Source organism: Kitasatospora phosalacinea (assembly GCF_000717185.1).
Taxonomy (GTDB): Bacteria; Actinomycetota; Actinomycetes; order Streptomycetales; family Streptomycetaceae; genus Kitasatospora; species Kitasatospora phosalacinea_A.
Genome location: NZ_JNYE01000025.1, coordinates 32,223 through 51,560 on the forward strand (window position 1 = coordinate 32,223; position 19,338 = coordinate 51,560).

20 protein-coding genes are annotated in these 19,338 nt (G+C 75.5%); 6 read left to right on the top strand and 14 right to left on the bottom strand.

Annotated elements, in window-relative coordinates; translation table 11 throughout:
* Window positions 1-5 precede the first annotated feature (5 nt).
* On the bottom strand, window positions 6-1,178 hold the full coding sequence (locus OO57_RS13070) for an aminotransferase class I/II-fold pyridoxal phosphate-dependent enzyme (protein ID WP_051777489.1): 1,173 nt from the start codon (window positions 1,176-1,178) through the stop codon (window positions 6-8).
* Window positions 1,179-1,315: 137 nt separating this feature from the next.
* On the opposite strand from OO57_RS13070, the gene OO57_RS13075 reads away from it, so the two are divergent.
* Window positions 1,316-2,437 carry a HEAT repeat domain-containing protein gene (locus OO57_RS13075; protein ID WP_158715106.1) on the top strand — a complete coding sequence of 374 codons (1,122 nt, stop codon included), beginning with the start codon at window positions 1,316-1,318 and terminating at the stop codon, window positions 2,435-2,437.
* On the opposite strand, the gene infA is transcribed toward OO57_RS13075, so the two are convergent.
* The 3 genes from infA to OO57_RS13090 form a co-directional block, all read right to left on the bottom strand.
* Complete coding sequence (gene infA, locus OO57_RS13080; protein WP_033216059.1) at window positions 2,425-2,649, bottom strand: translation initiation factor IF-1; 225 nt, start codon at window positions 2,647-2,649, stop codon at window positions 2,425-2,427. The genes OO57_RS13075 and infA overlap by 13 nt on opposite strands.
* 37 nt (window positions 2,650-2,686) lie before the next feature.
* On the bottom strand, window positions 2,687-3,439 hold the full coding sequence (locus OO57_RS13085; protein ID WP_033252573.1) for a GNAT family N-acetyltransferase: 753 nt from the start codon (window positions 3,437-3,439) through the stop codon (window positions 2,687-2,689).
* A gap of 221 nt (window positions 3,440-3,660) precedes the next feature.
* Window positions 3,661-4,011: a DoxX family protein gene (locus tag OO57_RS13090; protein ID WP_033252574.1), complete on the bottom strand. Its 351-nt coding sequence runs from the start codon at window positions 4,009-4,011 to the stop codon at window positions 3,661-3,663.
* Window positions 4,012-4,147: 136 nt separating this feature from the next.
* On the opposite strand from OO57_RS13090, the gene OO57_RS13095 reads away from it, so the two are divergent.
* Window positions 4,148-4,999, top strand: a complete 852-nt coding sequence (locus tag OO57_RS13095; protein ID WP_199811253.1) for a LysR family transcriptional regulator — start codon at window positions 4,148-4,150, stop codon at window positions 4,997-4,999.
* A gap of 51 nt (window positions 5,000-5,050) precedes the next feature.
* Here the strand turns inward: OO57_RS13095 and OO57_RS13100 are convergent, their stop codons facing one another.
* From OO57_RS13100 to OO57_RS13110, 3 genes are all read right to left on the bottom strand, one after another.
* On the bottom strand, window positions 5,051-5,545 hold the full coding sequence (locus tag OO57_RS13100; RefSeq protein WP_033252575.1) for a rhodanese-like domain-containing protein: 495 nt from the start codon (window positions 5,543-5,545) through the stop codon (window positions 5,051-5,053).
* Between the two features lie 192 nt (window positions 5,546-5,737).
* Complete coding sequence (locus tag OO57_RS13105) at window positions 5,738-6,331, bottom strand: TetR/AcrR family transcriptional regulator (RefSeq protein ID WP_033252576.1); 594 nt, start codon at window positions 6,329-6,331, stop codon at window positions 5,738-5,740.
* Window positions 6,332-6,358: 27 nt separating this feature from the next.
* Window positions 6,359-7,321 (bottom strand): quinone oxidoreductase family protein, encoded by a 963-nt coding sequence (locus OO57_RS13110; RefSeq protein ID WP_033252577.1) that lies wholly within the window; start codon window positions 7,319-7,321, stop codon window positions 6,359-6,361.
* A gap of 293 nt (window positions 7,322-7,614) precedes the next feature.
* Between OO57_RS13110 and OO57_RS42485 the strand changes: the two genes are divergently transcribed.
* Window positions 7,615-8,442 carry a hypothetical protein gene (locus OO57_RS42485; protein ID WP_033252578.1) on the top strand — a complete coding sequence of 276 codons (828 nt, stop codon included), beginning with the start codon at window positions 7,615-7,617 and terminating at the stop codon, window positions 8,440-8,442.
* Between the two features lie 91 nt (window positions 8,443-8,533).
* Here the strand turns inward: OO57_RS42485 and OO57_RS13120 are convergent, their stop codons facing one another.
* The 4 genes from OO57_RS13120 to OO57_RS13135 all read right to left on the bottom strand — a co-directional run bounded on the left by OO57_RS13120 (window position 8,534) and on the right by OO57_RS13135 (window position 11,136).
* Complete coding sequence (locus OO57_RS13120) at window positions 8,534-8,941, bottom strand: hypothetical protein (protein WP_199811254.1); 408 nt, start codon at window positions 8,939-8,941, stop codon at window positions 8,534-8,536.
* Entirely contained in the window at window positions 8,941-9,663 is a 723-nt protein-coding gene (locus tag OO57_RS13125; protein ID WP_033252579.1) for a class I SAM-dependent methyltransferase, read from the bottom strand. The genes OO57_RS13120 and OO57_RS13125 overlap by 1 nt, the downstream gene beginning before the upstream one ends.
* Window positions 9,664-9,709: 46 nt before the next feature.
* The gene (locus tag OO57_RS13130) at window positions 9,710-10,264 is read right to left on the bottom strand and encodes a hypothetical protein (RefSeq protein ID WP_158715107.1); all 555 of its coding nucleotides are present in this window, start codon (window positions 10,262-10,264) and stop codon (window positions 9,710-9,712) included.
* Window positions 10,265-10,461: 197 nt separating this feature from the next.
* Entirely contained in the window at window positions 10,462-11,136 is a 675-nt protein-coding gene (locus tag OO57_RS13135; protein ID WP_033252581.1) for a hypothetical protein, read from the bottom strand.
* Between the two features lie 111 nt (window positions 11,137-11,247).
* Between OO57_RS13135 and OO57_RS39415 the strand changes: the two genes are divergently transcribed.
* The gene (locus tag OO57_RS39415; protein ID WP_158715108.1) at window positions 11,248-13,218 is read left to right on the top strand and encodes a serine/threonine-protein kinase; all 1,971 of its coding nucleotides are present in this window, start codon (window positions 11,248-11,250) and stop codon (window positions 13,216-13,218) included.
* A gap of 103 nt (window positions 13,219-13,321) precedes the next feature.
* Here OO57_RS39415 and OO57_RS13145 read toward each other — a convergent pair whose 3' ends face one another.
* Entirely contained in the window at window positions 13,322-13,807 is a 486-nt protein-coding gene (locus tag OO57_RS13145; protein WP_033252582.1) for a MarR family winged helix-turn-helix transcriptional regulator, read from the bottom strand.
* 184 nt (window positions 13,808-13,991) lie between these two features.
* Window positions 13,992-14,852: a nitroreductase/quinone reductase family protein gene (locus tag OO57_RS13150; protein WP_033252583.1), complete on the bottom strand. Its 861-nt coding sequence runs from the start codon at window positions 14,850-14,852 to the stop codon at window positions 13,992-13,994.
* Window positions 14,853-15,199: 347 nt separating this feature from the next.
* Between OO57_RS13150 and OO57_RS13155 the strand changes: the two genes are divergently transcribed.
* Both OO57_RS13155 and OO57_RS13160 read left to right on the top strand, forming a co-directional pair.
* Window positions 15,200-16,639 (top strand): chitinase, encoded by a 1,440-nt coding sequence (locus tag OO57_RS13155; RefSeq protein WP_033252584.1) that lies wholly within the window; start codon window positions 15,200-15,202, stop codon window positions 16,637-16,639.
* Window positions 16,640-16,670: 31 nt separating this feature from the next.
* On the top strand, window positions 16,671-18,848 hold the full coding sequence (locus tag OO57_RS13160) for an RICIN domain-containing protein (RefSeq protein ID WP_081973649.1): 2,178 nt from the start codon (window positions 16,671-16,673) through the stop codon (window positions 18,846-18,848).
* Between the two features lie 71 nt (window positions 18,849-18,919).
* On the opposite strand, the gene OO57_RS43780 is transcribed toward OO57_RS13160, so the two are convergent.
* Complete coding sequence (locus tag OO57_RS43780; protein WP_033252585.1) at window positions 18,920-19,330, bottom strand: VOC family protein; 411 nt, start codon at window positions 19,328-19,330, stop codon at window positions 18,920-18,922.
* Between the last annotated feature and the right edge of the window lie 8 nt (window positions 19,331-19,338).

Here is a 19,338-nt window from a genome sequence, read left to right on the forward strand (position 1 = left end):
GCGGTTCAGCGGGTCTTGAGCACCACCCCGGCGGCGAACGCGACCTGCTCGGCCGTCAGGTCGGCGCGGGCGGTCAGGCGCAGCCGCGGGACGCCGTCGGGGACGGACGGGGGCCGGAAGCAGCCGACGGCCAGGCCCTCGTCCCGGCAGGCGGCGGCCCAGCGGACGGCGTGCTCGGGGTCGTCGGCGCGGACGGAGACCACGGCGCCGTCGGGGGCGGAGGCGTCCAGGCCCGCTTCGGCGAGCCGGTCGGCGAGCTCGCGGGCCACCCGCAGGGCGTCGGCGGCCCGGCCGGGTTCGGCCCGCAGCAGGCGCAGCGCGCCCAGGGCGGCGCCGACGGCGGCGGGGGCGAGGCCGGTGTCGAAGATGAAGGTGCGGGCGGCGGAGACCAGGTGGCGGATCACCCGTTCGGGGCCGAGGACGACGCCGCCCTGCGAGCCGAGCGACTTGGAGAGCGTCGCGGTGGCGACCACGTCGGGCTGTCCGGCGACGCCCGCGGCGGCTCCGGCGCCCGCGCCGCCGGGGCCGAGCACGCCCAGGCCGTGCGCGTCGTCGACGACCAGGGCGGCGCCGTGCGCGCGGGCGGCGGCGAGGTGCGCGGCCAGCGGGGCGGCGTTGCCGTCGACCGAGAACACCGAGTCGGTGACCACCAGGGCGCGGGGTTCGGTGCGGGCGGCGAGGGCCGCCCGCACTGCGGCGGGGTCGCAGTGCGCGGCCCGGGCGACCCGGCCCCGGGCCAGGCGGCAGCCGTCGATCAGCGAGGCGTGGTTGTGGGCGTCGGAGACGATCAGGGTGTCCGGCCCGGCGAGCGCGGTGAGGACCGCGAGGTTCGCGGTGTAGCCGGAGGAGAACACCAGCGCGGCCTGGTAGCCGCAGAACTCGGCGAGTTCGCGCTCCAGCGCGGTGTGCGCCTCGGTGGTCCCGGTGACCAGCCGGGAGCCGGTCGCGCCGCCGCCCCACGCCAGCGCCGCCTCGGCGGCGGCCGCGGTGACCGCCGGGTGGCGGGTCAGCCCCAGGTAGTCGTTGGAGGCCAGGTCCAGCACCGGCTCGTCCACCGGCCGGCTGCGCAACCGCCTGGTCAACCCGGCGGCGTCCCGCGCGGCCGCGACCCCGTCCAGCCAGTCGAACACCCGCTCCGGACCTGCGCCCGCTTCCCCGACCTGCGCATCTGCCACCATGCCCGGCACTCTGCCACCCCCCGCGAACCCGCGGCAACGCACACCGCCCCGATGTGCGACGTCCCACACGCGGGCCGCCCCGGGGGCCCGCCCGAAAACCGCTCGCCCCCGGCGGGGGCGGGCGACACACTCGTCCGGTGGACACCTGCCCGTTGACGGCCGCGATCGCGCGCGGCGACGAGTACCTGTTCCTGACCCTGCTCGCCGAGGTGCCCGACGCGGAGCTGTCCGGCCCGACCGGGACGGCGCTGTTGGAGACCGTGGCCCGGACCGGCTGGGTGGCGTCGATGAGCGAGCTGGTCGCGATGCGGGGCGTGGACGCCCTCCTCCCGTGGGCGGGCGGTGTCGACCCGGTCGAGTGGGCGGTGCGGCGGGGCCGGGTGGACTTCCTCCGGGAGCTGCTGCACGGGATCGAGGACCCGACGCCCCCGGACTCCCCGCACCGCCGCGCGCTGCGGATCGCCGAGGAGGCGATCGCCGCCGACCCCGGTGCGCCGGTGTCCTGGCGGGGCGTGGTCACGGCGATGGAGCGCGAACTCGGCGTGCACCGCGCCCCCGAGGTGCTGATGGCCCGCGCCCTGGTGCGGGCCGCACCGGGCAGCGGGGACTGGGACGAATCGGTGTCCGCCCTGGCCGGCCGGGCCGACCTCGCCCTGTTCCGCTGGGCGTGCGACCGGGTGTCCGACGCCCCGTCGGTGGCCCAGCGCCGCTTCGCCCTCGACGTGCTGCACCTGCTGGGCCGCTGCCCTCCCGACGATCCGTTCGAGGACCGCACCCCGTTCACGGCGGCGGACGCCCGTGCCTTCCTGCGCCCGCTGCTGGAGACCGAGGACGACCCGTACGCCCTGCGCAGCCTGCTGAACGCACTGGCCGCGCACGGCTGGGACGACGCCCCGACCGCCCTGCGGCACGCCGGGCACCCGGACCCGGCCGTCCGCCTGGCCGCCGTCCGGGTGCCCTGGCAGGCCGTCGCGGACGGGACGGACCACCCGGGCCCCGGCACCCCCGAGGTCCGGGCCGTGCTCACCGGCCTGCTCGCCGACCCCGACACCTCGGTGCGGGCGAGGGCGGCCGGCACGCTGGCGCTGTACGGCGACCCGCGCGGCCGCGCGGCCCTCGACGGGATCCGGTGCGGCCTCGTCGACGGGGGCGGCTGGGAGGTCCGGGACGTCCTGTACCGGGTGCGGACGTACGCCCCGCCGCCGGTGGGGGCGGCGGGGCGGGGCCGACGGGGCCTGACGCGGGGTCAGTTGCGGTAGCGGTACATGATGCGGCCCCTGGTCAGGTCGTACGGGCTGAGCTCGACCAGGACGCGGTCGAACGGGAGGATCTTGATGTAGTTCTTGCGGATCTTTCCGCTGATGTGGGCCAGTACGTGGTGGCCGTTCTGCAGTTCCACCTTGAAGGTGGCGTTGCGCAGGCACTCGAGGACGGTGCCCTCCAGTTCCAGGCCTTTTGATACGCGTGGCAAGGGATCTCGATTCTCTGGTGGGGGGACTGGGTGTCCGTCAGGGGTGGACCAGGTGCAGGAGGTGGCCGGTCCGTTCGGCGCCGAAGCCCTCCAGGAGGGCGGTGGCGGCGGTGCGGGACTGGTCGACCTCGGCCCGGGCCGTGGTGGTGCCGGCTTCGTGCAGGGCGTGCAGGGCGTGCGCGAGCAGGGAGCGGCCGAGGCCCTGCCGCTGGTGGGCGGTGCGGACGGCGAGCAGGCCGATCCGGGCGGGGCCGCGGCCGCGGCACACCGTCCGGACCAGGCCCGCGTACCGGCCCTCGTGGACGGCGACGGCGTACAGGGACGGGTCGATCAGAGTGTCCCCCCGTGGGCCGGGTCGAACCTCCGCGGGCATGGTGTGCCAGCCGGAGGCGGCCTCGACCTCGGCCCGGATCTCGCGGTCCAGCAGCCGCAGTTCGGCCTCGTCGGCCGTTCCGGCGGGCAGCACGGTGACCCCGGGGGCGGGCCGGGCGTCGACCCCGGCGGTGGGCAGGACGTACTCCCACTCCCGCCGTTCGGCGACGAACCCGGCCCGGCCCCAGCGGGCGGCCGTCTCGGTGTCCTCCCCCGGGACCAGCGTGCGCAGCGGCGCGGGCAGGGCGGCGAGCATCGCGGCGGCCAGCGGCGCGAAGGCCGCGTCGTCCCACACGTCGATGCTCACGAAGCGGTGCCCGTCGGGTCGTTGGGACAGGTCTGCCTCGCCGACGACCACGTCGTCGGACAGGGCCTGCCACTGGGTCTCGTCGACCCGGATGATCTGCACGGTGTTCATCGGCTCTCGCCTCTCAGGAGTGCTTGCGTTCTCACGCGGGCGCTCCCGACGACACCTGTGTCAGTCGTTACACCGTGGGGGAAGGGGGGAGCACCCGCCTCGATCCAGCTCTCATCGGGAACTCACCTCCTCGCTTCCGTACACGGCGATCCGAAGAGTACCAACCCCCGCCCGTCCGTCCAACTCATTTGTCTCCCGGGCCGGTCTCCCCGCCCCGCCGGTCAGGCGACGGACAGCCCGAGGGCCGCGGCCGCGACGGCGAGCAGGACGAGGTTGAGGGCGATGCGGCGGTCGCCGCCGGTCAGGTGGACCGGGATCGCGCCGAGTTGGAGGAGGGCGAGGCCGGCGGCCGCGGCGGGGGCGGGCCAGGCGAGGAGGGTGGTGGGGAGGAGGAGGCCGGCGGCGCCGAGGAGTTCCAGGGCGGCCAGGGTGCGCAGGGCGGGGAGGGGGACGCGGTCGACCCAGGCCATCATCGGGCGGAGCCGGTCGGGGCTGCGGAGCGCTTTGAGGGCGCCGGAGTAGAGGTAGAGGAGGGCGAGCGGTCCGGCGACGATCCAGTAGGCGGTGGTCATGGCTCCCGTGGTTCCCGTCCGTGGGGTCGGTGGCGCGGGCCCGGATCGGCCGCGTCCCGACGAGTCCACCGCCGGGGCCGGGCGGCTGTCCAAGACCGGTTCCGCGCGGCCGATGCCGGATGGGTATCGTCGCAGCGTGGAGCTACGGACCCTGCGCTACTTCGTGGCGGTCGCCGAGGAACTGCACTTCGGCCGGGCCGCCCGCCGCCTGCACATGAGCCAGCCGCCGCTGAGCCGGGCGGTCCGGCAGCTGGAGGCCGACCTGGGTGCCCTGCTGCTGGTGCGCTCGCCCGCGGGGGTCGCGCTCACCCCGGCGGGGGCGGTGCTGTTGGAGGAGGCCCGCGGGCTGCTGGCGGGCGCCGAGCGGGCCCGGCTGCGGGTGGGTGCGGCGGCGGGGCGGGCGGGCCTCACCGTCGGCATCCTGGGCGACGGCACCGACCAGGGCGTGTTCCGGTCGGCGGCGGCCTTCCGCCGCAGCCGTCCGGAGGTCGACGTCCGGGTGCGGGAGACCGACCTGACCGACCCGACCTGCGGGCTGCGCGCCGGGCTGGTGGACGTGGCGCTGACCCGGGCGCCGTTCGACGAGTCCGGCCTGGAGGTGCGCACGCTGCGGGCCGATCCGGTGGGGGCGGTGGTGCGCGCGGACGACCCGCTGGCCCGCCGCGAGCGGCTGCGGCTGGACGAGTTGGCCGACCGGCGCTGGTTCAGGTTCCCGCCGGGCACCGACCCGCGCTGGCAGGCGTACTGGCACGGCGGCGCGGAGCGCGAGGGGCCGGTGGTGCGCGGCGTCCAGGAGTGCCTGCAGGCGGTGCTGTGGAACGGGACGGTCGGCCTGGCGCCGCTCGGGCACGAGCTGCCCGCCGGGCTGGCGGTGGTGCCGCTGCTCGACATGGAGCCGAGCCGGGTGGTGGTGGCGTGGAACGCGGGCGCGTCCGACCCGCTGGTGCGGGCCTTCGTCGGGACGGCGACGGCCGCGTACCGCGCCTGAGCGCCCGAGCGCCCGAGTGCCCGAGTGCCGGGAACGGCCGGGCGGCGGGCTTCAGCAGGCGCAGGAGATGCCCGAGCGCGGGGCGGTCAGGTCGTCGACCGGGCGCTGCTCGCTGCCCGCGGCGGTGTCGTACGCGAAGCCCTCGCGGGCCCAGTACTCGAAGCCGCCGAGCATCTCCTTGACCCGGTAGCCGAGGCGGGCGAAGGCCAGCGCCGCGCGGGTGGCGCCGTTGCAGCCGGGGCCCCAGCAGTAGGTGACCACGGTCAGGGACGGGTCGATCGTCCCGGGTGCGAGTTCGGCGATCCGCGCGGTGGGGAGGTGGACGGCGCCGGGGATGCGGCCCTGGTCCCAGGCGGCCTTGCTGCGGGTGTCGACCACCACGATGCCGGGCGCGCCGGAGGCCAGGTCGGCGTGGACGTCGGAGACGTCGGCCTCGAAGGCGAGCCGGGCCGCGTAGTGGGCGGCGGCCTCGGCCGGGGCGGCGGCGGGGACGCTCAGGACGGCGCTGGTGGGAGTGGCGGACGCGGCGGTGGCGGTGACGGACACGGGGGTGCCTCTTCCTGGTGGTGCGGGGGTTCCGGGGCTTCCGGTGGGCCCGGTCGGCGACGGCTCCAGTCTCGCGGCCCGCACCCCCGCCCCACGAGTGGCGTGAGCGCCTACGGCCGTCAAGATCCCGCCAACCCGGCGCGACCCGCGGCACGGCCCGCGGCGCGACCCGCGGCGGGGCCGCGCAGCAGGTCAGGGCCGCGCGCCGCGCAGGCGGTCGAGGCCGGTGTCCAGGGCGGCCTCCAGGTGGGTGGTGGCGCCGGTGGCCATCAGGATCAGCACGCCGCCCTGGATCCCGGCGAGCAGCGCGGCGGCCTCCCGGTCGGCGTCCAGGCCCGGAGCGGTCTCGCCGTCGGCCTGGAGGTGGCGGATGCCCGCGGCGAGTTGGCGCTGCCACTGGGCGAGCAGTTCGCAGGTGACCGCCCGGGTGGCGTCGGTGGCGTCGCCGAGTCGGGCGAGCGCGGTGTGCAGCGGGCAGTTGACGCCCTGGGCGCGGTAGCGGGCGATCACCTTGTCGCGCCACTGCCGCCAGGCGTCCCAGGAGGTGAGGGCGCCGAGTTCGGGCTGCTGGTCCTCGAGCACCCGGGCCGCCTCGTGCCGGGCGACGGCGAGCAGCAGCTCGTCCTTCCCGCCGGGGAAGTAGTGGAAGAGCTGGCTCTTGCTGGTCGCGGTGCGGGCCATCACGTCCTCCAGCCGGGCCCCGAGCACGCCGTGCTCGCGGATCTGTTCGGCGGCGCCGTCGACGATGCGCTGCCTGGTGGCGGCGCCCTTGCGGGTGAGCGGCACTGTTCTCCTCCGGGGGTGGCGGGTCGGTCAGGGCAGCAGGACCAGCTTGCCGGTGGTGCGGCGGGATTCCAGGTCGGCGTGCGCGCGGGCGGCCTCGGCGAGCGGGTACCGGCCGGTGACCTGCTGGACCAGCCGCCCGTCCCGGACCAGGTCGAACACCTCGCCGGAGCGCCGCACCAGGGCCTCGCGGGTGGCGACGTGGTGGTGCACGACCGGGTAGCTGAGCAGGATGCTGGCGGGCAGGTCGGTGGGCCGCAGCGTCGGGACGCCCATGAACGGGCCGTAGTAGGCGTGCACGCCGTGCGGACGCAGTGCGAGCTGGGAGGAGCGGAAGGTGTCGGCGCCGCCGCCGTCGTAGACCACGTCGGCCCCGCGTCCGCCGGTGAGTTCGCGGACCTGCTGCTCGAACCCGGCGCCGGAGTGCACCAGGACGTGGTCGGCCCCGGCCTCCGCCGCCACCGCCGCCTTCTCCGGCCGGGAGACCAGGCCGATCACCCGGCCGCCGCGGGCCTTCACCAGCTGGGTGAGCAGTCGGCCCACGCCGCCCGCCGCGGCGTGCACGACGGCGGTGCTGCCGGGGGCGACGGGGTACGTCTCGGTGGTGAGGTGGTTGGCGGTCAGGCCCTGCATCAGCAGTCCGCCCGCGACCTCGTCCGGCACCTCGTCGGGCACCTCGACCAGCACGTCGGCCGGGACGGCCAGCAGTTCGGCGTAGCTGCCGGGGTGGTAGAACCAGGCGACCCGCGCCCCGACGGCCGGGCCGGTGACGCCCGCGCCGAGCGCGGCGACGTACCCCATCCCCTCGACGCCGAGCACCGCCGGCGCCGCCCAGCCCGGCCCGCCCTGGGCGCGGGCGCCGACGTCCATGTAGTTGACCCCTGCCGCGGCCAGCCGCACCAGCACCTCCCCGGGGCCGGGGACGGGGTCGGGGAGTTCGGTCCAGCGCATGGTCTCGGGGCCGCCGTGCGCTTCGATCCGGATCGCGTGCATGGGTGCTCGCCTTCCTGCTCGGGCCCGGTCGCGTCCGGGCACGTCCACGTCCACGTCTACGTCTACGTCTACGTCCAGCACGCTAGGCAGCGAAAAATGGACCGGCAAGTCCAGAAACCCGGCCGTCCGGTGGCCCGGGCGCTCCGGGCCCCGGGTGCTCCAAGCCCCCGGGCGCTCCGGGCGCTCCGGGCCGGAAAACCGTTGGAGTCCGCGGCCCCGGGGCAGCACACTGTCCGGCGGACCCGGCGCACCGGACGGCCGGGCCACCGGACGGTTCAACGGGAGCACTTGGTTTGACGGAGTCCACGCCCTACGACGCCGAACGCAGCGCCTTCAGCCGGGCGGCCCTGGCGCGCCTGGCCCTGAGCGACACCAGCGTCGACCTCGCCGGGGCGGCGGGGAACCTGGCGATCACCCGGTTCGACGACCAGACGGGCCCGGGCGGACGGGTCAGTGAGGCCGCCGCCCTGCGGGGGATCGCCGACCGGCTGCTCAGCAGGGCGGTGGTCTTCGAGCGCGAGCGCGGCAGTTCGTGGGAGCAGATCGCGCACTACCTCGGCACCGACGCGGCCGACGCGCGCGAGCGGTTCACGCCCGCCGTCGACCGGTGGGAGCGGGCGTTCGAGGAGCCCTACCGCCTGGACGGGACGGGCCGCAAGCGCGTGCCCCAACTGCCCACCGCGGCCTACGATCCCGAGACGGCGTGCCGCCAACTCGACCTCTCCGTGCGCCTTCGCACGTTCTTCCGCGACGAGCACCCGGTGAGCGGCGCGCTCCGCCCCGCCCCGCCCGCCGGTGCCGAGCCGCCGGAGCACGAGTTGGACGGCCTGGTCCGGCGCCGGAGCCTCGGCCTGTTCCTGCACCTGCTGGCCGAGTTCGCCCGCGACTTCACGGGGACGGACTGGGACGCCCTCGCCGCGCACGTGCGGAGCACCGACGAGGACGACCCCGGCACGTGGGACACCCACCCGGTGGCGGGCTCGGCCAGGACGCTCCGCGTCCGCCTCGCGAACGTCACCCGGGACGACGACCTCGTCAGGGTCGTCGTGACGGGGGCGACGGACGCCGAACTGGGGCTGCGGATCGACACGCTGTTCGAGGCGCTGGGCCCGAACTCCTGAGCCCACTGTCCTGAGCCTGCTCTCCTGCGCCCGCTCCCCTGAGCCCGCTGTCCTGAACCCGTGACCGTGCCCGTGCCCGCACCCGGATCCGTCACGGGCTTCCGGGCGGCGCCCCGCCGCCGCCACCCCAGCGGGCGTGGGCCCGTTCGAGCTCGGTCAGGTACTGCCGCAGGTCGAAGCGGACCTTCTCGACGGGGCGCTCGTCGGCCCCGGGGTACATCAGGTCGCTCCACACGACGCGCAGCCCGCGCAACCGCACCCGGATCTCGACCCCGGGCCCGTCCCCCGCGGTCAGTTCCACGGTGCGGGCCCGCTCGGCCGGCCAGAGCGGCCCGCCGGGCCGGAGCAGCCGCCCCGGCGGGGCGCCGACCGCGGCGGCGTTGCTGCGCGCGACGAGGTCGAGGCCGTCCACGAAGAGGTAGGTGTGCACGTCCCCGCACAGCGGCGGGCCCGGGCAGGCGCCGATCAGCAGCTCGCTGGTGCCGTTCCTGCGCGGCATCAACTCCCCCCGGCCGCCCGGACCGCAGCGCCTGCGGCACCCGCCGCACCCGGAGCGCTTACCGCCCCCGCCGCGCTTACCGCCCCCGGAGCGCGGTAGACGAGCAGGTACCGCCAGAACAGCAGCCGCCGCATCCGGAAGCCCGGCAGCAGCACGGCCGCCTCCCGCCGCGTCTCGGCGTAGGTCATCCGCGGCGGCGCCACCGGCGCCCGCACCGCCCCCGGGCCGGTCGGCCGCACGCCCCGCACCCGTTCCGCGAGCGCGACGGCCGCCCGCGCGGCCGCGTTGACGGGGACGGCGGCCAGGCTCCACGCCCAGTCCGTCCGCGAGTGCTCCGGGTGGCAGCCGAGCACGACCAGCACCCCGCCCGGCGCCAGCGATTCCCGCAAGGTCCGGACGGTGTCGAACGGCACGTGGTGGAGGCTCGCCAGGCAGGAGACGAAGTCGTAGTGCCCGCGCGGCAGTTCGACCTGCGTGACGTCCGCCTGCCGGAACCGCGGCCCCTCCCCCGCCCCTTCCCCTTCCCCCGCAGCGGCGGTCAACTCCCGGGCCGCCGCGACCGCCTCCGCCGAGGGGTCGACGGCGTCCACCGCGATCCCCCGCGCGGCCAGCCGCCGGGCGAACCGGCCCGTCCCGCAGCCGACGTCCAGCGCGGTCCGGCAGCCGGGGGGCAACTGGCGCAGCAGGAGGCGGTGGTAGTGGTCGTTGTGGTCGAACGGCATGCGCACGACCCTATCCGTCTCGACAACGGGCCGGGTCCCGGCGGGTTCAGGCCCGGACGGGCCGCGGGACGGCTGCCGCGCCCTCCTGCTCCACCCGGGCGGCCAGGTCGGACGCGGCGCGGATGACCTGCTCCCGGTCCCGGCCGCGGATGACCGCGACGGGCCGGGCGGCGGGGCCGACGGCGACGGCGACGGCCCAGCGGGGGCGGCGCCGGAGTTCGAGGAGCAGCCAGCCGGTGGCGCGGTAGAGGCCGAGCAGGAGGAGGTACGGGACGACGAAGAAGAACGCCTCCCCGCTGCTCCCGAAGTCCGGTGACGGGGACGGCCGGAAGGCCCCGGCGACGGCCTGGTGGCGGCCCAGCCAGACCACGGCGATCCGCACCGGTTCGCCGTCCGGCCCGGTGACCTCCGTGTGGCTGCCCGCCGCGCCGCGCTCCCCCTCCGCCCAGGCATCACGCTCCGCCTGCCGGGCTTCGGCCTCCCGCCGGGCGCGCTCCACCGCATCCCGCTCCTGGATCCGCTTCTCCAGCGCCTCGACCCACTCCCGCTCCCGCCGCAACCGCTCCGCCCGGACTTCGGGTTCCTCCCCGGTTCCGCTCATGCCGCCAGGGTAGGTCCGCCGACCCCCGTAATCAGCGGAGCGGCCCGGCTGTGGACAAGTCGTTACGGGGCTCCGGCCCGGGCCGTCCCGGTACGATGCAACTCGGCTCCGCCCTGCGGGTGTTGGCGGCGCGGACCGTAGGCAGCCGGAGCGGCAGGTGGAGACCGTCGAGCGTGCGGTGCGGGCCCGGTCGGGGCTCAACTGCCGGTCGGGTAGCCGATCTCCGCGACGTCCCCGGCGGGGGCGGCGAGCTCCAGGTGCGGGTTCAGCGCCCGCACGACCTGGCGGGTGAGCGGCCGCAGGGCGTACACGTGGCGGACGGCGTCGAGGGCGACGTCCACCTCGTAGTACTCCTCGGCGAAGCTCCGGTAGGCCTCGGGGCTGCCGTCCAGCAGTACGCCGAACAGCCGGGCGGCGCCGCCGTCGTCCGGTGCGGGTGCGGGGTTCCCGGTGTGCCAGGCCGGGTCGGCGGCCTCGCGCCAGAAGCACACCGTGGCCTCCGGCACCCCGTCCCCGTCCCCGTCGCAGAACGCGGGCTCGGCCAGCTGCGCCCGGAACGCCTCCGGCACCCCGTCCAGCAGCCCGGGCCACGGCCTGCCGAGGCCGGGGCCGGGGCGGTACGGGCTCAGTGCGGACTCGTGGTCGAAGCCGGTGGCGAAGGCGCCCGCGGCGGAGAAGACGATCCGGTACGCGTTGCCGGAGCCGTCCCGCATGGAGGCCATCACCTCGCCGGGCGCCCACCGGGAGTCGCAGGAGTAGCAGCGGTCGGCCCAGACGGGGGCGAGGACGGCGTCCAGCATCGCCAGGGCGCGGCAGCGGTCCAGGACCGCCGGGATACCGGGCAGTCGGCTGATCAGGTCGGCAACGGGCATGCGGCCATCCGATCACCTCCCGCCGACACCCGGCCGGACTGGTAGATTCCCGGACGGACCGGCCCGCCCCCTGACCACGGCGACCGGTCGGGGAAGACCGGGGAGGCACTCTTGGCCGCAGGGCGGATGCTCGCCGCGCGCTACCGGCTGGACGAGCCGATCGGACGCGGCGGCATGGGCCAGGTCTGGCACGGCTGGGACGTGACGCTGCGGCGCCCGGTCGCCGTCAAGCTGCTGCACGCCGACCTGCCCGACCCGCGCGGCGCCGAACTGTTCCTGAACGAGGCCCGGCTCGCCGCCGGTCTCGGCCACCCCGGCATCGTCACCGTCCACGACCTGGGCCGCGAGCCGGACGGGACGGCCTACCTGGTGATGGAGCTCCTCACCGGCACCGACCTGGCCGTCCGGCTCCGCACCCAGGGCCCGCCGCCGCTCGCCGAGGCGGTCGGCTGGACGCTCCAGCTCTGCGACGCGCTCGCGTTCGCGCACGCCGCGCGGGTGGTCCACCGGGACCTGAAGCCCGCCAACCTGTTCCTGGCCCGGGACGGGCGGCTGAAGATCCTCGACTTCGGCATCGCCAAGCACCGCGAGGGCGGCACCGATTCGCACAGCCGGGTGATGGGCACCGTGGCCTACCTGCCGCCGGAACGCTTCCACGGCCGCTCCGGCGACCACCGCGGCGACCTGTACGCGCTCGGCTGCGTGCTGTTCGAACTCCTCACCGGGCGGCCGCCGTTCGGCAGCGGCGACCCCGTCCCGCTGATGCTGCGCCACCTCTCCGAACCGCCCCGGCCGCCCGGCCCGGAAGCACCCGGCCCCGTCCCGCCGGAGCTCGACCGGCTGGTCCTCGACCTCCTCGCCAAGGACCCGGACGCCCGCCCCCGCTCCGCCACCGAGGTCGCCGCCCGCCTGGCCGCCCTCCCGACCGGCCGGGACACCCTCGTCCTCTCCCCGCCCTCCCTGCCCTCCCCGGCGACCGCCCCGACCGCCCCACTGCCCGCGCCCGCCCCCACGCTCCTCCTCCCGACCGAGCGGGTCGCCCCCGCCGCCTTCCCCGGGCCCGGGCCGCACGCCACGGAGCCGGTGTACGTCGACTGGATCCGCACCCTGCACGCCGCCGGTCAACTCCCGCCGCCCGAACGGATGCTGGCCCGGCACGGCCACGGCTACCAGTCCACCGCCTGGGCCCGCGCGGCGGCCCGGGCCTGGCCCGCCGCCGGCCTCGGCGCCCTGCTCGCCACCTACGACGACGCCCGGCTGCCCCGCCTCGCCAACGAGATCGCCCGCAGCGTCCCCGCCCTGCGCGACCCCGCCGAACTCCCCGGCGTCCTCGCCGGTCTCCGCGAGGCCGGTCAGCAACTGCGCCTCACCATGCTGACCGCCGCGTTCGAGGCCTCCGCACCCGACCCCGCACCCGACCCCGCGGACCCCGCGCCCGACCCCGCGGAGCGCGCGGCGGCACTCTCCCGGCTGGCCCGCCTGCTCCGCGCCCTCGCGACCCGCCGCCCCGCACCGCCCCGGGAGCTCCCCCAGGACCCTCCGGGCGTGCCGCCGTTCGCGGCGGTCGTCGCGGCGGTGGCCGCGCTGACCGGGGCGGGCTGCGCGGACGAGGCCTCGTTCCTCGACTGGATACGGGCCCGACCGCCGGGCGGCGAGGGGCGGTTCCGCGCGGAGTGGCTGCCGACGCTGCACCAGGTCCGGCACTCCGGGATCTCGCCGGACGACCTGGTCTCCACCGTCGCCCGGGCCTGGCCCGCCGCCGAACTCGGCGCCGCCGTGGCCGCGTTCCACCGGGCCGGGCAGTTCCCGGTCGCGGAACGGCTGACCTGCCTGGCCGCCTCCCTGCGCACCCCCGCCGAACTGCCCGCCCTGGTCGCCGGGTTCCGCCGCTCCGGGCAGCAGGGACGGCTGCGGGTGCTGCTGTGGGAGGTCGGCCACCAGGCTCCGCCGTCCGTCGCCGCGGCCGCCGCGGCCCTCACCGCCGCCGGAGAACTCGACGCCGCCACGGCCGTCCTGCGCCCGCTGCCGATGACCCTGGCGGAACGCCGCAACCTCCTGCTCAACCGCGGCCCGCTCCACTGATCCCGCACGGGGCGCCACCCCCCGGGGGCCCGGTCCGGCTCCGCCGGGCCTGGGGGTGGGGTGGTGCACGCGTGGGAGCCCGGCCTGAGGCTCCCGGGGCCGGTCAGGCGCCGTCCGCGGTGCCCTGTTCGTAGGCGGCCATGGTGCGGACGAACAGGGCGCGTTCGGCGGGGGTGAGCGGGGCGAACGCGGCCTGCCAGGAGGCGGAGCCGTTGGCGAGCCAGCGTTCGACGGCGGTGCGGGTGGCGGGGTCGGCGGTCAGCGAGACGATGGTGCGGCGGCGGTCGGCGGGGTCGGGGCGGCGTTCCAGGACGCCCTGGCGGGTGAGGTCGCCGACCATCAGGCTGGCGGTGGTGTGGGCGACTTCGAGGCGTTCGGCGAGGGCGCCGACCGGCATCGGGCCGTCGAAGACCAGGTAGGCGAGGAGCGAGAGGTGCCGGGGGGCGAGCTGGAACCCGGCCAGTGCCTCGGGGACTGCGGTCCGTTTGACCCGGGCGGCGACCCGAGGCATCAGCAGCAGCATCGCCCGGACGGCGTCGTCCGCGGTCAGTCCCTCCCGGGGGCCGGAGGGGGTCGTCGGGCCGGTCATGCGCCCTCCCGAGCCGGTCATGCGCCCTCCCGGGCCGGTCATGCGCCCTCCCGGGCCGGTGCGCGGTGGGTGCGCGGTGCGCGGTGGGTGCGCGGTGCGCGGTGGGTGCGCGGTGCGCGGTGGGTGCGCGGTGGGGTCCGGCGCCGCGGTCGCGGGGCCGGACCTCACGGTACCGGACGGCGGGTCAGCGTTCCGGGTGCGGGGCGGACGCGGCGAGCAGGTGCTCCTCCTCGTAGGCGAAGTGGGCTTCGAGCCCGTCGGTGAGCCGGTCGAGTTCGGCGCGCAGCGCGGCGGGGTCGTCGGCGCCGGGGGTGGCGAGGTGGGCTTCGAAGCGGGCGAGGGCGTCGGCGACGGTGCGGTGGTCGGCGCGCAGCCGGGTGAGGGCGGGGGCGAGTTGCGGGTAGCGGCGCTGGAAGGCGGTGAAGGCGCCCTCCTCGCGGATGTGGTGCATGTCGAGTCCGTGGCAGAAGCTGAGGCAGCGTTCGCGGAGCCGGGCGGCCGGGTCGGGGGCGGGGGCCGGGTCGGCTCCGTTCAACTGGGCGCGGAGGTCCGCGAGTTGGCGGCGGAGGTCCTCGTGGTGGAGGCGGAGCTGGCCGACGATCGCGGCGGGCAGGGCGGGGTTGCCGGAGAGGTCGAGGGGGTGCAGGGCGATGACCGGGATGTCCCGGTCGGCGCGGGCGGCGTACTCGGCGAAGGCGGGGACGCGGCGGGCCTGTTCGGCGTACTGGCGGGCGCGTTCGTCGGGGTCGAGTTCGACGGGGCGGACCGAGTGGAGGACGGTTCCGCCCTGTCCGTCGGGGAGTTCGGCGGTGCCGCCGCCCGCGGCGAGCAGGTTGCGGTACCAGTGCGGGTGGCGCGGGGCGCCGCCGTTGGAGCCGAAGACGAGGTAGCGTCCGACGTCCTCGCGGTAGGCGAGCGGGGTGGTGCGGGGTTTGCCGGTGCGCCGTCCGGCGGTGGTGAGCAGCAGCAGGTCGGGGAACCCGTCGACCCGGCCGCCGTTGGCCCGGAACCGTTCGATGACCTGCTGGTTGAAGTCCTCGGCCATGGTGTGCCTCCCCGTGGTGCGCGGTCCGTCGGCGGTGTCGCCACCGATTCATGTTTGCAAGCAAATGCAATCTAGGCACGCCCGGCGCGGTGGTCAACCACCGCCCCGCTCCGCACACGTCCTTCGACTCCTGTACGCACGGGGGTTGACGTGGCCGCGCAGACGCCCCTAACTTCACGTCTTGAAAAAGGTCCAGACCAAAGCCGGCGGGGCCGCTGGCCACCACCACGTCGATCCTCCGTCAGGGGGATCTTCCGCCCTGCCCGGACCGCTCCGGACGCTCCCTCAGGCATCGCTTCGCGTTCACTTCATGAACGAGTGAACGTTCTCCCCCACGAGGAGCCGCCTTGATCCGCACCCGTTCCCGCACCCTCCTGCGCAGTGCGGCAGCCGCCGTCGCGCTGCCCGCCACCGTGGCCGGCCTGCTGGTGGCCGGCGCCGGCCAGGCCTCGGCCGCGGCCAACGCCGGGCCCGGCTTCCCGGCGCACTACGCGGCGCCGTACCTGGAGACCTGGAACTCGCCGAACACCCTGGCGGACGCCCGCAACAGCGGCGGGCTGAAGTACGTCACCCTCGCCTTCGTGATCAGCGACGGCAGTTGCAACGCCACCTTCAACGGCGACACCCCGATCACCGACGCGGGCTGGACCAACGCGATCAACGCCCACCGCGCGGCCGGCGGCGACGTGATCGCCAGCTTCGGCGGCGCCGCCGGCACCGAGCTGGGCCAGGCCTGCACCAGCGTCTCCACCCTCCAGGCCCAGTACAAGCGGGTCGTCGACGCCCTCAACCTCACCCGCATCGACCTGGACATCGAGGGCGGCGCGCTCAACGACGCCGCCGCCAACGACCGCCGCAACCAGGCACTCGCCCAGCTCCAGCAGGCCCAGGCCGCCGCGGGCAAGCGGCTGGACGTCAACTACACGCTGCCGGTGAGCCCTTCGGGACTCGAATCCAACTCGATCAGCCTGCTGAACAACGCGAAGAGCCGCGGACTGACCGTCAACGCCGTCAACATCATGACGATGGACTACGGCCCGGCGATGGACATGGGGCAGGCCGCGATCAGCGCCGCCAACGGCCTGCACACCCAGCTGGGCCAGATCTGGACGTCCAAGACCTCCGAGCAGCTGTGGGCGATGGAGGGCAACACCCCGATGATCGGGGTCAACGACACCCAGGCCGAGGTGTTCACCACCGCCAACGCACAGGCCCTGGAGACCTTCGCCGCCTCCAAGGGCATCCAGCTGCTCGCCTTCTGGGCGGTCGGCCGCGACAAGGCCTGCGCCGCCAACGGCACCCTCTCCTCCACCTGCAGCGGCACCCCGCAGTCGGCGTACCAGTTCTCGAAGACCTTCAACGCGATCACCGGCGGCTCCACCACCCCGCCCCCGAGCGGCGGCCGCACCGGGCAGATCACCGGCTACGGCGGCAAGTGCGTGGACGTGGCGGCCGCCAGCTCCGCCAACGGCACCGCGGTCCAGCTGTACGACTGCAACGGCACCGCCGCCCAGCAGTGGACGGTCGGCACCGACGGCACGATCCGGGCGCTCGGCAAGTGCCTGGACCTCACCTCGGGCGGCACCGCCAACGGCACCCAGGCGCAGCTGTACGACTGCAACGGCACCGGCGCGCAGCAGTGGCAGGCGCAGGCGAACAAGACCCTGGTCAACCCGGCCTCCGGCCGCTGCCTGGACGCCACCGGCCCGTCCTCCGCGAACGGCACCCGGCTGCAGGTCTGGGACTGCTTCGCCGGCGCCAACCAGCAGTGGAACCTGCCCGCCTGACCGCCTCCGTCCCAAGGAAGGAGCAACTCCCTTGCGCAGCAAACGACTTCTCCCGCTGACCGCCACGGCCGGCCTGCTGGCCTCCGCCACGGCCCTGCTGGCCCCCGCGCCGTCCGCGCTGGCCGCCGTCCCGACCGGGGCGACCACGCTGGTGGCGCAGAACTCCGGCAAGTGCGTGGACGCCGCCGCGGCCGCCACCGCCGACGGCACCGTCGTCCAGCAGTACGCCTGCAACGGCACCACCGCCCAGCAGTGGCAGCTCCAGGACCTCGGCAACGGCTACGTCCGGATCAACAACCAGAACGACACCTCGAAGGTGCTGGACGTCGTCGACGTCTCCACCGCCGACGCCGCGAAGGTCCAGCTGTGGACGTACGGCGGCGGCCTGAACCAGCAGTGGCAGGCCGTCGCCGAGGCGGGCGGCGCGTACCACTTCGTCAACCGCAACAGCGGCAAGTGCCTGGACGTGCCGAGCGCCTCCACCGCGGACGCGGTGCAGCTGCAGCAGTACGCCTGCAACGGCACCGCCGCGCAGTCCTTCACCTTCGGGAGCACCGTCACGAACCCGCCCGGCACGCCCGACTTCGGGCCGAACGTGACCGTCTTCGACCCGTCGACGCCCGCCGCGACCGTCCAGGCCAAGCTGAACGCGGTCTTCGCGCAGCAGGAGTCCAACCAGTTCGGCGCCCAGCGCCAGGCCCTGCTGTTCAAGCCGGGCAGCTACAGCGTGGACGCCAACGTCGGCTTCTACACCCAGGTCGCGGGCCTCGGCCTGTCCCCCGACGACGTCACCATCAACGGCGCGGTGCACGCCGAGGCCGACTGGTTCCAGGGCAACGCGACGCAGAACTTCTGGCGCTCCGCCGAGAACCTGTCGGTCAACCCGACCGGCGGCACCGACCGCTGGGCGGTGTCCCAGGCCGCGCCGTACCGCCGGATGCACGTGCGCGGCAACCTGCAGCTGGACGACGGCGGCTGGTCCTCGGGCGGCTTCATCGCCGACTCGAAGGTCGACGGCCAGGTCCGCTCCGGCTCCCAGCAGCAGTGGCTGTCGCGCAACGCGCAGTGGGGCAGCTGGACGGGCTCCAACTGGAACATGGTGTTCGTCGGCGACGTCAACGCGCCCGCCAACTCCTTCCCCAACCCGCCCTACACCACCGTCGGCCAGACCCCGGTGGTGCGCGAGAAGCCCTTCCTGTACGTCGACTCCGCGGGCGCGTACAAGGTGTTCGTCCCGGCGCTGCGCTCGGGCACCTCCGGCACCAGCTGGGCGGGCGGCGCGCAGCAGGGCAGCTCGCTGCCGATCGACCAGTTCTTCGTCGTGAAGCCGGGCGCGACCGCCGCCGACATGAACGCGGCGCTGGCCCAGGGCAAGAACCTGCTGGTCACCCCGGGCGTCTACCACCTGAACCAGCCCCTGAACGTCAACCGCGCCGACACCGTGGTGCTCGGCCTGGGCCTGGCCACCCTTGTCCCGGACAACGGCGTCACCGCCGTGAACGTCGCGGACGTGGACGGCGTGAAGCTGGCCGGGCTGCTGATCGACGCCGGGACGGTCAACTCCCCGGTGCTGATGCAGGTCGGCGCGGCGGGCTCGTCCGCCGACCACGGCGCCGACCCGACCTCGCTGCACGACGTGTTCTTCCGGATCGGCGGCGCGGGCGTCGGCAAGGCCACCCAGTCGCTGGTGGTCAACTCGAACAACGTGATCGGCGACCACATGTGGCTCTGGCGCGCGGACCACGGCAGCGGCGTCGGCTGGACCAGCAACACCGCCGCCAACGGGCTGGTCGTCAACGGCAACAACGTCACCATGTACGGCCTGTTCGTCGAGCACTACCAGCAGACCCAGGTGATCTGGAACGGCAACAACGGCCGCACGTACTTCTTCCAGAACGAGCTGCCGTACGACCCGCCGAACCAGGCGGCCTGGATGAACGGCTCGACCCGCGGCTACCCGGCCTACAAGGTCGCCGACTCGGTGACCACCCACGAGGCCTGGGGCCTGGGCTCCTACGCCTACTTCAACGTCAACCCGGCGGTGGTCGAGGAGCACTCCTTCGAGGTCCCCAACCGCTCCACCGTCCGCTTCCACGACATGGTGACCGTCTCGCTGGGCGGCACCGGCACCATCGCCCACGTCATCAACTCCACCGGCGGGCCGTCCAACTCCACCACCAACGTGGCCAACCTGGTCGCGTACCCGTAAGCCCGGCCCCCACCGGAGAACCGGCCGCCCCCTCCGTGCGGGAGGGGGCGGCCGTCCGTTCGACGTACCCGTCAGCTCTGGGTCGCCCCCTCGGTCCCCTCCGCCCCCGCGGCCCGCTCCGCCGCGCTGCGCAGCACGCAGAACTCGTTGCCCTCCGGGTCCGCCAGCACCGCCCACCCCGTGCCGTCCGGTTCGCGGTGGTCGCCGACCAGCACCGCCCCCAGGGCCAGCAGGCGCGCCACCTCCGCGTCGCGGGCGCGGTCCTCCGGGCGCAGGCACAGGTGGACCCGGTTCTTGACCGTCTTGGCCTCCGGCACCTGGTTGAAGTAGAGCACCGGGCCGCCCGGCAGGGTCACCTGCGTCTCCCGGTCGCCCGGCCCGCACTCCGGGTCGACCTGCCCGCCCGTCACCTCGCCCCAGAACCGGGCCAGCCGGTAGGCGTCCGCACAGTCGACCGCCACGTTCTGCACCATCGAAACCATGCCCGCGA